Genomic DNA, 12,073 nt, shown 5'->3' on the forward strand with positions numbered 1-12,073 from the left:
CGCCGGCCCCTCGCCGCTGTGCGGGCGGGCTCAGCCGTTGTGCGCGGGCTCAGCCGATCGGCAGGCCGTTGAGGGAGCCGCCGTTGAGGCCGCCCAGCAGGCCGCCCAGCGGGCCGAGCGCGCTGGTCAGGCCGGACAGGCCGTTCAGCGGGCTGTTCGGGCCGAGGTCGGCGCCGCCGAGGCGGTTGGCCGACCCGTGCTCGGCGAGGCCGAGCACGTCGGCGCCGGGCAGGCCGGTGGGCAGGGCCCGGGTGACCGCGCCGATCGGCAGCGCGTCGGTGACGGTGCTGGTGCTGGGGACGGCCTGGGCGACGCCGCCGGCGCCGGGCACGGCGTTGGCCAGCCCGCCGAGCGATTCGAGGCCGGCCTGCGAGCCGGCGGCCTGCGCGCTGCGCTGCGGGGTGGCGCTCTTGCCGGTGACGGCCTCGCCGAGCTTGCCGGCCAGCGCCCGGGCGACCTTCGGGGCGACATTGGAGAGCTCGCCGGTGGTGGCGGCGGTCTGGTCGAGCGGCGCGGTCAGCGAGCCGGCCTTCTCGTTCGCCTCGGGAAGCTGCTGGGCGACGATGCTGCCGGTCGCGTCGGCGGCGGCGGGCACGCCCGCGGCGACGGTGGCGGCGCCGGTGTTCCCGGCGGCCTGGCCCAGCTGGTGGGTGGTGTGCTGCAGGGTGGACCCCGCGTCGGTGTTGGTGAGCTGGCCCAGCGGGGCGGCCAGGTCGCCCTTCGGCAGCAGGGCGTCGGCGGCGGACGCGGAGCCGGCCGCGACCAGCGGGGTCGCGCCGGCCGCCACGAGCAGCGCGGCCTGGGCGATCCGGCGCGTGAGGGGGTGAGACATGGGGCTCCTCAGGAGGGTCTGGGTCCGTCCCGTCCGCCGGGCGGACGACGTTGTTACCGCTTGAGAAGCCAGAAGGTTTCGGGCCGTGCAAGGAAAGCGTCGGGCCGACCATCGGATGGTAGGACCGCTCAGGGCGCCGCGCGGGGCACCGGAGTGCGGCGGTGCGTCCAGGGCGGGCCAAGGGGAGTGACGGTTCTGCGCCCCGCCCGCCCCGGCCGGCCGGCCGTCCACCCCGGTTGACGCGAATCACCCGGGCGGCGGCAACCCGGACACCAGTGCGTCAACGGCCGGGGACCGTCGCCCCTCAGCCCTTCGCCGGGGCGGCCAGCGAGACCAGCACCAGCTTGGTCGACGTCCCGGTCGGCTGCGGCTTCCAACCGTCCTCGGACTTCGCCTGCCGCCAGATCCGGCCGTCGTACGCGACGGTCTCGATGCCCAGCCGCTGCGCCTGCGTCACCGCCCAGTGGGCCACCGCCCAGCCGTTCTGCCGCTCGGCGTCCGGGCCGGAGTCGGTGGACGCGGTCGGGTCCGGGGTCAGCGAGACGGCGTTCTCGGCGCCCTTGATCGTGGACGTGTGGCCGGCGGCCGGGGTCACCGTCCGGCCGAACTCCCGGCGCACCCGGTCGCTCAGCACCTGGGTCCGGTCCTGGGGCGCCGCGGCGGCGCCCGCCTCGTCGGCGTCCGGCGCGGCGAAGTCGTGCACCACGCAGTTCAGCGAGGCCGCCTCACGGCCGGTCAGCGCGGAGGCCAGCAGGGTGGCCTTGGTCTCGTGCTTGGCGTAGGCCTGCGGGTAGCCGCTCTTCTGCACCTGCTGGGCCGCGTCGGTCAGCGGCAGCCGGGTGTAGCCGGGCACCTTGACCAGGCCGTCCAGGAACTTGTTGGTCGCGTAGACCGGGTCCATGATCTGCTGCACGGTGCCCCAGCCCTGCGAGGGCCGCTGCTGGAACAGGCCCACCGAGTCCCGGTCGCCGCCGGTGAGGTTGCGGATCTTGGACTCCTGCATCGCGGTGGCCAGCGAGATGGTCACCGCCCGGTCCGGCAGGCCGCGGGCGTGCGCGACGGCGGCGATGGTCGCCGCGTTGGCCGCCTGCGGGAGCTCCAGGGTGCCCTCTCCGGCCGGCGTCTTCACCGAGCAGCCCTCGGGGGTCAGCAGCTTGTTGTCGCGCAGCCAGAACAGCGCCACCGCGACCACGGCCAGCACCAGCAGGCCGATCAGCACCACCCGCAGCGGCCTGCGGCGCCGCCGCGGCGCCGCGCCCTCACCACCGCCGCCGCCCTCTCGCCTCGCCACCGCCGCCCCTCTCCGCCGAGCACTTCCGAACCGACACCGTACCGACTCGGACGGATGTGCGGTGACCTGCGGTTGCAGTTGTTCGCCCGCTCGCCTCCGGGGCGCTCCGACCCGGTGCCGACGGTCGGCGGGCACGGCGCCACCTCTTTCGTCGGCGGCTTGGCCCTTCTCCCTTTCGGCACCGGCGCGTCCCTTCGGCTCGGGGCGGGGTCGCCCGCTCGCCTCCGGGGCGCTCTTCGGGGCGGGTGGCCCCGACGACAGGACTAGGCTGGGCAACCATGAGCAGCCCGAAGACGCCCCTGGACCTCACCCTCGACGGCGGCGCGCTGACCGCCCAGCTGGTCGACTTCCCCTCCGTCAGCGGCGACGAGCAGGCGCTCGCCGACGCGGTGGAGGCGGCCCTGCGGGTCTACCCGCACCTCACCGTCGACCGCTACGGCAACAACGTGGTCGCCCGCACCGGCCTCGGCCGCTCCGAGCGCGTCCTGCTCGCCGGCCACATCGACACCGTGCCGATCGCCGACAACGTGCCCTCCTGGGTGGAGGGCGACCTGCTCTACGGCTGCGGCACCTCGGACATGAAGGCCGGCGTCGCCGTCCAGCTGCGGCTCGCCGCCACCCTGCCCGAGCCCAACCGGGACCTCACCTTCGTCTTCTACGACTGCGAGGAGGTGGAGGCCGACCGCAACGGCCTCGGCCACCTCGCCAAGGCCCACCCCGACTGGCTGGCCGCCGACTTCGCGGTGCTCATGGAGCCGAGCGGCGCGGTCGTCGAGGGCGGCTGCCAGGGCACCCTGCGCGCGCAGGTCCGGCTCGGCGGCGTCCGTGCGCACGCGGCCCGCAGCTGGCTGGGCGACAACGCCATCCACAAGGCCGGCGAGGTGCTGCGCCGGCTCTCCGAGTACCGCCCGCGCCTGGTCGAGATCGACGGTCTCGAGTACCACGAGGGCCTCAACGCGGTGCGCATCGACGGCGGCGTGGCCGGCAACGTCATCCCCGACGAGTGCGTGGTGACGGTCAACTTCCGCTTCGCCCCGGACCGCGACGAGGCCGGCGCCGAGAAGCACGTGCGCGAGGTCTTCGACGGCTTCGAGGTCACCGTCACCGACTTCGCCCCGGGCGCGCTGCCCGGCCTGAACCAGCCGGCCGCGCAGGCCTTCCTCGCCGCGACCGGCGGCACCGCCCGCGCCAAGTTCGGCTGGACGGACGTGGCCCGGTTCAGCGCGCTCGGCGTCCCGGCGGTCAACTACGGCCCCGGCGACCCGAACATGGCGCACAAGCGGGACGAGCACTGCTCGCTGAGCGCCATCGCCGTGACCGAGGAGCGGCTGCGCGCCTGGCTGACGGCCTGATCCGGCCGTCCGGCCATCGGCCGGAGGCCATCTTCCGGTCGCCCAACCGACCTTCCGGCGTTGCCTGAAAAAGGGGAGGGGCGGGCGTAGGGTTTCGTCATGACAGGCACTGGAGACGAAAAGCGCTACGGGCACGGCCCCGAGCAGGTGGGCGAGCCGCGCCCGAAGAAGGCGTGGCCCGAGAAGCAGAAGGGCCCGGTGCTGGTGCGCCGGGACCAGGTCGGCGAGAGCACCACGGACCAGCGCCTGCTGGACACCACCGGTCCGACCGACTGGCTGCACACCGACCCGTGGCGGGTGCTGCGGATCACCTCCGAGTTCGTCGAGGGCTTCGGCGCGCTGGCCGAACTCCCGCCCGCGGTGAGCGTCTTCGGCTCCGCCCGGACCCCGTTCGACTCGCCCGAGTACGCGGCGGGCGTGGCGATCGGCCGGGCGCTGGCCGAGGCCGGCTACGCGGTGATCACCGGCGGCGGTCCGGGCGCGATGGAGGCGGCCAACCGCGGCGCCTCGGACGCCGGAGGGCTCAGCGTCGGGCTCGGCATCGAGCTGCCCTTCGAGCAGGGGCTCAACGAGTTCGTCGACCTCGGGCTGAACTTCCGCTACTTCTTCGTCCGCAAGACGATGTTCGTGAAGTACGCGCAGGGCTTCGTCGTCCTGCCCGGCGGGCTCGGCACGCTGGACGAGCTGTTCGAGGCGCTCACCCTGGTGCAGACGAAGAAGGTCACCCGCTTCCCGGTGATCCTCTTCGGCAGCGCCTACTGGGGCGGGCTGGTCGACTGGCTGCGGAACACCCTGGTCGCGCAGGGCAAGGCGGCCCCGCACGACCTGGAGCTGTTCCACGTCACCGACGAGATCGACGAGGTCATGAAGATCCTCGCCGACGCCCGCCGTCCGGTGAACGAGATCTAGCGCGAGCGAGCCTCCGGGCCGGAGCGCCCCGGAGGCGTGCCGAGCGCCGTCAGGCCAGTCCCCGGCGGGCGACCGCCGGGGGGCGGGTGCCGCGGATCGAGGCGACCATGTCGAGCACCTGCCGGGTCTCCGCCACCTGGTGCACCCGGTACACCTGGGCGCCCAGCCAGGCGGAGACCGCCGTGGTCGCCAGGGTGCCGAGCAGCCGCTCGTTCACCGGCTTGTCGAGCGTCTCGCCGACGAAGTCCTTGTTGGACAGCGACACCAGCACCGGGAACCCGGTCGCGGTCATCTCCGGCAGCCGCCGGGTCGCCTCCAGCGAGTGCCGGGTGTTCTTCCCGAAGTCGTGCCCCGGGTCGATGATCACCGCGTCCCGCCGCACGCCCAGCCCCACCGCCCGCTCGGCCAGGCCGACGGTCACCCCCAGGATGTCCGCCATCACGTCCTCGTAGCCGACCCGGTGCGGGCGGGTGCGCGGCTCGGCGCCGCCCGCGTGGGTGCAGACCAGCCCGGCGTCGTAGCGGGCGGCCACCTCCGCCAGCCGCGGGTCGACCCCGCCCCAGGCGTCGTTCAGCAGGTCCGCGCCCACCTCGCAGACCGCCTCGCCGACCTCGTGCCGCCAGGTGTCGACGCTGATCACGGCCTGCGGGTGGCGCTTGCGCAGCTCCGCGACGAACGGCACGGTGCGCCGCAGCTCCTCCTCGACGGTCACCTCGTCGCCCGGACCGGCCTTCACCCCGCCGATGTCCAGGATCGCGGCGCCCTCGGCCACCGCACGGTCGGCGGCGGCGAACGCCGCCTCGTCGGCGAACGTCGCACCCTTGTCGAAGAACGAGTCCGGCGTGCGATTGACGATCGCCATGATCACCAGCTCGTCGTCCCCGAATTCCCGTGGTCCCAGGCGCAGTGCCACCGATGTCTCCTCCACAGCTGCTGCGAGTGCGATGATGGCCCCCGGCCCATCGGGACCATGATCCCACTCCAGTCGGGGCCGGCCGGAAAATCGGGAGGACCGCTCGTGTTCTGGGTGATCGTGGTGGCGATGGCCGTGGTGGTCGGCGGCGCCGCGCTGGTGGCACTGGGCGGCGGCGGCTCGCTGCCGGAGGCCGTGCAGGACCGTATCTCCGCCCGGCTGCCGCAGGACCGCGCGCTGGGCCAGGGCGACGTCGAGGCGCTGCGCCTGCCGATGGCCGTGCGCGGCTACCGGATGGACGAGGTGGACGACGTCCTCGACCGGCTGGGCGCCGAACTCGCCCACCGCGACGCCCGGATCGCCGAGCTGGAGGCGCTGGCCGCGGTGCGCGGCGCCGTCGAGGCCGACGACCGTCCGGAGCCCGGCGCCGAACCGCTGCCCGGCCTGGAGGAGTTCGCCCGGGTCGTCGAGCCCGCCGTCGCCCTCGCCAAGGCCCCCGCGGCCTCCGTGGAGCCGGCTCCCGACGACGCGAAGCCCGAGGGGCCGAAGTGAGCGCGGAGCCCGGCGGCGCCGTCCTCGGCGCGGACGGGCTGCGCCGCTGCGGCTGGGGCGACTCGGCCGACGACTACCGCGCCTACCACGACACCGAGTGGGGACGCCCGGTGCGCGGCGACGACGCGCTGTTCGAACGGGTCTGCCTGGAGGCCTTCCAGTCCGGGCTGTCCTGGATCACCATCCTGCGCCGCCGCGAGGGCTTCCGGGCGGCCTTCGCCGGCTTCGGGATCGCCGAGGTGGCCGGGTTCGGCGAGGCCGACGTCGAGCGGCTGCTCGCCGACACCGGCATCATCCGCAACCGCGCCAAGATCGAGGCGGCGATCGCCAACGCCAGGGTCGCCCGCGACCTCGACGGCGGACTGGACGCGCTGATCTGGCAGTTCGCCGGCGACCCGGACCGGCCGGCCCCCCGCACTCTCGGCGAGGTGCCGGCCGTCACGCCCGAGTCGACGGCGCTGGCGAAGGCCCTGAAGAAGGCCGGCTTCCGCTTCGTCGGCCCGACCACCGCGTACGCGCTGATGCAGGCCTGCGGACTGGTCGACGACCACCTCGCCGACTGCCACGCGAGGGGCGGCCGGTGAGGCCGACGGGGCGGGCTACCGCCCCAGGTACCGCGGCTTCTCCTTGGCGATGAAGGCGCGGACCGCGATCCGGTGGTCCTCGCTCTCGCCGGCCAGCGTCTGCAGCTCGTCCTCCTTGTCGAGCAGCTCGCTCAGCGAGTGCGAGGCGCCGTACGCCAGCGACTCCTTGATCGCGCCGTAGGCCACCGTCGGGCCCTCGGCCAGCTCCTTGGCGAACACCCGGGCGGTGGCGGCCAGTTCGGCGGCCGGCACGACCTTGGTGGCCAGGCCCAGCTCCATCGCCTCGGCCGCCTTCACGGTGCGCGGCAGCATCAGCAGCTCGGTCGCCCTGGCGTGCCCGACCAGCCGGGGCAGCGTCCAGGAGGCACCGGAGTCGGCGGTCAGCGCGATTCCGGCGAACGCGGTGTTGAAGCCGGCGGTGTCCGCGAGGATCCGGAAGTCGCAGGCGAAGGCCAGTGAGGCACCCGCGCCCGCCGCCACCCCGCCGACCGCGGCCACCGTCGGCTTGCGCATCCCGGCCAGCGCCCGCAGCAGCGGGTTGTAGTGCTCGGCGACGGTCTTCAGCGCGCCCTCGCCGGTCTCCTCGGCCCGCTTCAGCAGGCCGAGGTGCTCCTTGAGGTCCTGTCCGACGCAGAACGCCCGGTCGCCCGCACCGGTCAGCAGCACCGCCCGCACCGCCGGGTCCTCGGCGGCGGCGGTCACGGTGTCCCGCAGCGCCACCTTGGTCGCCACGTCCAGCGCGTTCATCGCCCCGGGGCGGTTGACGGTGATGACGGCCAGGCCGCCGTCCAGCTCGTACAGCACGGAATCGGACATGGGCGAGGGCTCCCTTGCTCGTGGTCGGCGTCGATCGTCACTGCTCGTCGCAGCCAGGATGCCGGAGCCTCCGGCCGCCTGGGGAGTGTGAGGTATCGCACCTTTCGGCGGCTTACGGACCGCCGCCGCGCCGGGGCTTATGCCGGAATATGTGCAGGATTGCGGTGGTCCGCACGAGGTTGCACCGAGAGTGATGTTGGTCATCAGGCCTTGGCATGCGGGATAATGGCTTCCGATCAATGCGTTCGATACCGGCGGTGGACGGACTGCCGGTGCGTAGCTGAGCGGTTGCAGGAAGGGGAACGAGCATGGCGGCCATGAAGCCGCGGACGGGTGACGGCCCGCTCGAAGTCACCAAAGAGGGGCGGGGCATCATCATGCGCGTTCCGCTCGAAGGCGGCGGACGCCTCGTGGTGGAGCTCACGCCTGACGAGGCCGACGCCCTCGGCGAGGCCCTGAAGAAGGCCTGCGGCTGACCGCAGCAGGTGCTCGCCATCTCCTGGAGATGTGCTGCCGGGCCCGGGTACGACCATCGTGTCGGCCCGGGCCCCGTACTTTTGCCCCCGGGGGCGGTCCTGGAGCCGGGCCTCAGCGCTTCACGGCGCAGAGCAGCCCGTCCGAGACCGGCAGCAGGGCGGGCAGCAGCGCCTCGCTCTCCCGGACCACCTGGACCAGGTCCCGCACCGACTGCGTCTGCGGGTCCCGGAGTTCCGGCTCGGCCAGCCGGCCCTCCTGGAACACGCCCTCGAAGCAGACCATCCCGCCCGGCCGCAGCAGTCGCAGCGACTCCGCCAGGTACTCCCGCGACTCCGCCGGGTCACCGTCGCAGAACACCAGGTCGTACTGGCCGTCGGCGAGCCGCGGCAGCACCTCCAGCGCCCGGCCCGGTATGAACCGCGACCGGTTGGCCGCGAACCCGGCCGCCTGGTAGGCCTCCTTCGCCAACTGCTGGCGCACCGGCTCGGAGTCGACGGTGGTGAGCACGCCGTCCGGCCGCATCCCGCGCAGCAGGTACACCCCGGAAACGCCCGTCCCGGTGCCGATCTCGGCCACCGCCTTGGCGTCCAGCGCGGCGGCCAGCAGCCGCAGGCAGGCGCCTCCGCTCGGCCCGATCGCCCGGATCCCGGTCCGCGCGGACTGCGCCCGGGCGTAGGTCAGCACCGCGTCCTCGCCGACGTAGGTGTCGGCGAGGGCCGCGCGCGCGGGCCCGAACTCGCTGATGGCTGCCTCTTTCGGAGCCCCGGGTGACGGCCCGGCGCCGAGCGGATGTCGATATTTCCTGCCACAGATTACTGGCCGGACGGGAACCGCGTACGGCGGCGGGCCGTTGGTTCGGCAGGGACCGGGGGAACGGGACGTCCCGGACACCCTCCGGGCCCGTCATCCGGGCCGGCCGGTCCCGGGCGGTTCTTATCCGGGCTTGACGGGCGAGGTGGATATGGTGGTGGCCCTGCTGGGCAGAAGAGCCGACCGAGGAGGTGTGGCCGAGGGCGACGTCCCCGTGCGGCGGCACTCCCGCGGCACCGCGTCGGCCCGTACGCCGAAGCCCGTGATGAACCAGCCTGCGCACTCCACCCTGGACCAGCCGGCCCCCGCGTCCGAGACGCCGGCCGCCGGTACCGCCGAGGCCCCCGCCCTCGCGACCTTCGCCGAGGGCCCCGACGCGCAGACCTGGACTCCCCCCACGTGGGAGGAGATCGTCGAGGCCCACAGCGCCCGCGTCTACCGCCTCGCCTACCGGCTGACGGGCAACCAGCACGACGCCGAGGACCTCACCCAGGAGGTCTTCGTCCGGGTGTTCCGCTCGCTGTCCACCTACACCCCCGGCACGTTCGAGGGCTGGCTGCACCGGATCACCACCAACCTGTTCCTGGACATGGTCCGCCGCCGCCAGCGCATCCGCTTCGACGCGCTCGGCGAGGACGCGGCCGAGCGGCTGGCCTCCCGCGAGCCCAGCCCCGCCCAGCACTTCAGCGACACCCACTTCGACGCCGACGTCCAGCACGCGCTGGACACCCTGGCGCCCGAGTTCCGTGCCGCCGTCGTCCTCTGCGACATCGAGGGCCTCTCCTACGAGGAGATCGCGGCCACGCTCGGCGTCAAGCTCGGCACCGTCCGCAGCCGCATCCACCGCGGCCGCTCGCACCTGCGCGCCGCGCTCAAGCACCGCGCCCCCGGCTCGGCCCCCGGTCGTGAGCGGCGTGGCGGCGGCGAGGAGCAGCCGGTGCCGGTCGGCGCCGCCGCCGGTGCCGCGGTCGCACCGGGCGGGCGCGGACGGAGGCGATCGTGAGCGGAACCGGCCGATCAGGGCCGGGCCACCCGGAGACGCCCGGCCGTGCCGTCGCCCGCCGCGCGGGCTGGCCCGCACTGGGCCGCCGGGGCCAGGACGGCCCGCACGGCGACCCCGCGCCGCATCCGGCCCCCCCGGGCCAGCCGGCGCTGCGCGCCGTCGCCGTGCGGGCCGTCGAGCCCGCCGCCGAGGAGCACCACCTCGGGGAGCGGCTCTCCGCCTTCGTCGACGGCGAACTCGGGCACGACTCGCGCGAGCGGGTCCAGGCCCACCTGGCGACCTGTCCGCAGTGTCTCGCCGAGGCCGACGAGGGCCGCGCCGTCAAGCACCTGCTCACCGACACCGGCACGCCGGGCCCGTCCTCCGCGCTGATGGCCCGCCTGCTGGCCGTCGGCGCGCTCCCGGAGGACGAGCGGCAGCCGCACGCCGAGCGTCCGCGCCGGGACGACGACGACCTGCCCGGCGGCGGCGTCGCCTCCCCCGGCACCCTCGGCGGCAGCCGGCTGGACGGCGGCTCGTTCGGCCGCGGAGCCGGAGCCTCCTTCGGCGCGGGCGCGCTCGGCGCCGACGCGCCGGTGCCCGGCGTCGACCCCCGAGCGTTCGGCCGCGGCTCGGTGCTGCGCCCGCTGATCGGACGCCGTTCGCCCCGCCCCGACGCCCCGGTCCAGCCGCTGGCGGCGGCCGCGGCCGCCCCGGTGGCCCGGCAGGCCCAGGCCCGCGGGCGGCGCTTCGTCTTCGCCGCGGCCGGCGCCTTCTCGGTCGCCGCGGTGACGCTCGGCGGCGTCGGCACCGTCGCCGGCTCCGGCGACGACCAGCACGGCACCACGGTCAGCCCGGCCGGCGGCCGGGGCGGGATGGTCCCGATGAACGCCCAGGTGCCGGCGGCGGACGTGCCGCTGCGCCCGGTGGCGGTCACCCGGGGCGCGACGCCGTACGAGCTGCCGGACCGCTCGCCGAGCTCCGGCGTGGCCGGCCTGCACCACGAGAACAGATAGCACCACGGGTCACACGCGGTCCTGATCATCGGCGGGTCTTCACCACGGCTTCATCACACCGGGGGTCATGGACCCGTCGATGGCCATTACGCTGTGAGGAGCGTCTGTCCGATCCGATCGCGAGCTTAGGGAGCTTTGGTGTTCAGCGACGTGGGCACACTGGAGATCCTGACCCTGGTCATCATGGCCATCGTGGTCTTCGGTCCGGACAAGCTGCCGAAGCTGATCCAGGACACCATGGGCTTCATCCGGAAGATCCGGTCCTTCGCGGACACCGCGAAGGAGGACATCCGCAGCGAGCTGGGTCCGGAGTTCAAGGACTTCGAGTTCGAGGACCTCAACCCGAAGACCTTCGTGCGCAAGCAGCTGATGGGCGGCGACGAGGACCCGCTGGGCCTCAAGGAGATGCGGGACACCCTCGACATCCGCTCGGTGCTGGACGACAAGCCGGCCGCCCCGGTGAACGGCACCGGCCGCTCGGGCAGCGTCTCCTTCGACAAGTCCGCCGCCCCGGCCCCCGCCGCCGCCGGAGCCCCGCTCGCCCCCGGCGAGCGCCCGCCGTTCGACCCCGACGCGACGTAGTTCGCCCGCTCGCCTCCGGCACCGGCGCGCCCCTCCGGCCCGTACGGGCCGAGGAATCGGGGCGCCGACCCCGGGGTTGAGCGGGGCGTCGGCGTGTGCGCCGCTATTGTGCTGATTGTTCCCGCTGTGCCGTCCGTCACTTTCCGGTCCCGTCAGGGCCGAAGGCGGTCGGCGGGGGCGCCGCGGTACGCCACGATGGGAGCGCGCCACGGCAGGCAAACGTCGTTTGAGGAGGCCCCGGGGATGGACGCGACGAGTCAGGCGGTCGGGACGGCCACGGCCGGCGGACCCGTGGTCGGCGGACAGGCCGGCCCGGCGGACCCGCTGGTGCCGTACCTGTCCGCGGACTTCCCCTGGTACGGCCTGGACGAGGGCTGGAGCGGCCGCCGCTTCCTGCTGCCGAGCGGCTTCGGCGGCCCGCGGGCCGGTGCCCACGGCACGGTCGACTACGGCAGCCTCGGCCACGGCGAGGAGCCGGCCCGCCAGTACGAGCCGCGCGACGTGCGGAAGTTCGCCGTCGTGGTGACCGTCGCCCGCCGGGAGAGCCGCCGCAGTGCCGACAACACCGGCACCCTGGAGGCGACGTCCGCCTCCTCCGCGGCCTGGCTGGCGAGCTCCGGCCTGCTCGCCGCCACCTGGCCGGGCCAGCTGGACCGCGCCCGGCGCCAGGACTGGCTGGACCAGCAGTCCACGCTCGCCTGGGACCTCGCCGACGACCTGGAGGGCCCCGGCTGGTCCACCCTCAGCCTCCCGGTGAACGGCCTGCCGCAGCCGTTCCGCTACCGCGAGTCCGAGTACGGCTGGGTCCTCGCCGGTGAGGCCCCCGGCGTCCTGCTCGGCGCCTACGGCCGCGGCGTCAGCGCCTACGGCGCCGGCTTCGCCGCCGTCCCCGACCTGGTCGCCTACACCCGCCCGTAGGCCCGAACGCCCGCGGGGGCCCACCGGACGATCCGGTGG

Annotated in this window: 14 protein-coding genes; 9 read left to right on the forward strand and 5 right to left on the reverse strand. The window is 74.6% G+C overall.

The annotated features are described in order from the left end of the window. Positions 1–49: 49 nt before the first annotated feature. Together ACFU74_RS31775 and ACFU74_RS31780 are read right to left on the reverse strand one after the other, a co-directional pair. Positions 50–832, reverse strand: coding sequence for a hypothetical protein (locus ACFU74_RS31775; RefSeq protein ID WP_380763089.1), 783 nt, complete (start codon positions 830–832; stop codon positions 50–52). A 304-nt stretch (positions 833–1,136) separates the two neighbouring features. Beyond that, complete coding sequence (locus ACFU74_RS31780; RefSeq protein ID WP_380763091.1) at positions 1,137–2,123, reverse strand: hypothetical protein; 987 nt, start codon at positions 2,121–2,123, stop codon at positions 1,137–1,139. 278 nt (positions 2,124–2,401) lie between these two features. Here ACFU74_RS31780 and dapE point away from each other — a divergent pair, with 278 nt between their 5' ends. Together dapE and ACFU74_RS31790 are read left to right on the forward strand one after the other, a co-directional pair. Further along, entirely contained in the window at positions 2,402–3,475 is a 1,074-nt protein-coding gene (dapE, locus tag ACFU74_RS31785; protein WP_380763093.1) for a succinyl-diaminopimelate desuccinylase, read from the forward strand. Between the two features lie 99 nt (positions 3,476–3,574). Next, a complete protein-coding gene (locus ACFU74_RS31790) occupies positions 3,575–4,384 on the forward strand; it encodes a TIGR00730 family Rossman fold protein (protein WP_380763095.1) in 810 nt (269 codons plus the stop codon). 49 nt (positions 4,385–4,433) lie between these two features. On the opposite strand, the gene folP is transcribed toward ACFU74_RS31790, so the two are convergent. Beyond that, complete coding sequence (gene folP, locus ACFU74_RS31795) at positions 4,434–5,246, reverse strand: dihydropteroate synthase (protein ID WP_380763106.1); 813 nt, start codon at positions 5,244–5,246, stop codon at positions 4,434–4,436. Positions 5,247–5,402: 156 nt separating this feature from the next. Between folP and ACFU74_RS31800 the strand changes: the two genes are divergently transcribed. After that, positions 5,403–5,849: a DivIVA domain-containing protein gene (locus tag ACFU74_RS31800; RefSeq protein WP_380763097.1), complete on the forward strand. Its 447-nt coding sequence runs from the start codon at positions 5,403–5,405 to the stop codon at positions 5,847–5,849. Then, positions 5,846–6,433 (forward strand): DNA-3-methyladenine glycosylase I, encoded by a 588-nt coding sequence (locus ACFU74_RS31805; RefSeq protein WP_380763099.1) that lies wholly within the window; start codon positions 5,846–5,848, stop codon positions 6,431–6,433. Before ACFU74_RS31800 ends, ACFU74_RS31805 begins: the two co-directional genes overlap by 4 nt. A 15-nt stretch (positions 6,434–6,448) precedes the next feature. On the opposite strand, the gene ACFU74_RS31810 is transcribed toward ACFU74_RS31805, so the two are convergent. After that, positions 6,449–7,249: an enoyl-CoA hydratase-related protein gene (locus ACFU74_RS31810; RefSeq protein ID WP_380763101.1), complete on the reverse strand. Its 801-nt coding sequence runs from the start codon at positions 7,247–7,249 to the stop codon at positions 6,449–6,451. Between the two features lie 308 nt (positions 7,250–7,557). Here ACFU74_RS31810 and ACFU74_RS31815 point away from each other — a divergent pair, with 308 nt between their 5' ends. Continuing rightward, positions 7,558–7,725: a DUF3117 domain-containing protein gene (locus tag ACFU74_RS31815; RefSeq protein WP_014137929.1), complete on the forward strand. Its 168-nt coding sequence runs from the start codon at positions 7,558–7,560 to the stop codon at positions 7,723–7,725. A 112-nt stretch (positions 7,726–7,837) separates the two neighbouring features. Here the strand turns inward: ACFU74_RS31815 and ACFU74_RS31820 are convergent, their stop codons facing one another. Then, positions 7,838–8,470 (reverse strand): O-methyltransferase, encoded by a 633-nt coding sequence (locus tag ACFU74_RS31820; protein WP_380763108.1) that lies wholly within the window; start codon positions 8,468–8,470, stop codon positions 7,838–7,840. Between the two features lie 331 nt (positions 8,471–8,801). On the opposite strand from ACFU74_RS31820, the gene sigE reads away from it, so the two are divergent. The 4 genes from sigE to ACFU74_RS31840 all read left to right on the forward strand — a co-directional run bounded on the left by sigE (position 8,802) and on the right by ACFU74_RS31840 (position 12,034). Then, positions 8,802–9,539: an RNA polymerase sigma factor SigE gene (gene sigE / locus ACFU74_RS31825; protein WP_380763110.1), complete on the forward strand. Its 738-nt coding sequence runs from the start codon at positions 8,802–8,804 to the stop codon at positions 9,537–9,539. Then, the gene (locus ACFU74_RS31830) at positions 9,536–10,534 is read left to right on the forward strand and encodes an anti-sigma factor family protein (RefSeq protein WP_380763103.1); all 999 of its coding nucleotides are present in this window, start codon (positions 9,536–9,538) and stop codon (positions 10,532–10,534) included. The genes sigE and ACFU74_RS31830 overlap by 4 nt, the downstream gene beginning before the upstream one ends. 138 nt (positions 10,535–10,672) lie before the next feature. After that, positions 10,673–11,116 carry a sec-independent translocase gene (locus ACFU74_RS31835; protein WP_380763104.1) on the forward strand — a complete coding sequence of 148 codons (444 nt, stop codon included), beginning with the start codon at positions 10,673–10,675 and terminating at the stop codon, positions 11,114–11,116. 243 nt (positions 11,117–11,359) lie between these two features. Then, entirely contained in the window at positions 11,360–12,034 is a 675-nt protein-coding gene (locus ACFU74_RS31840; protein WP_350546772.1) for a hypothetical protein, read from the forward strand. Positions 12,035–12,073 lie beyond the last annotated feature (39 nt).

The organism is Kitasatospora sp. NPDC057500, from assembly GCF_042802195.1.
In the GTDB taxonomy this organism is placed as follows: domain Bacteria; phylum Actinomycetota; class Actinomycetes; order Streptomycetales; family Streptomycetaceae; genus Kitasatospora.

Coding starts and splice junctions, on each gene's coding strand:
- ACFU74_RS31790 (WP_380763095.1), top strand. CDS start 3,575: ATGACAGGCACTGGAGACGAAAAGCGCTACGGGCACGGCCCCGAGCAG.
- ACFU74_RS31775 (WP_380763089.1), bottom strand. CDS start 832: ATGTCTCACCCCCTCACGCGCCGGATCGCCCAGGCCGCGCTGCTCGTG.
- folP (WP_380763106.1), bottom strand. CDS start 5,246: ATGGCGATCGTCAATCGCACGCCGGACTCGTTCTTCGACAAGGGTGCG.
- ACFU74_RS31815 (WP_014137929.1), top strand. CDS start 7,558: ATGGCGGCCATGAAGCCGCGGACGGGTGACGGCCCGCTCGAAGTCACC.
- ACFU74_RS31810 (WP_380763101.1), bottom strand. CDS start 7,249: ATGTCCGATTCCGTGCTGTACGAGCTGGACGGCGGCCTGGCCGTCATC.
- ACFU74_RS31840 (WP_350546772.1), top strand. CDS start 11,360: ATGGACGCGACGAGTCAGGCGGTCGGGACGGCCACGGCCGGCGGACCC.
- sigE (WP_380763110.1), top strand. CDS start 8,802: ATGAACCAGCCTGCGCACTCCACCCTGGACCAGCCGGCCCCCGCGTCC.
- dapE (WP_380763093.1), top strand. CDS start 2,402: ATGAGCAGCCCGAAGACGCCCCTGGACCTCACCCTCGACGGCGGCGCG.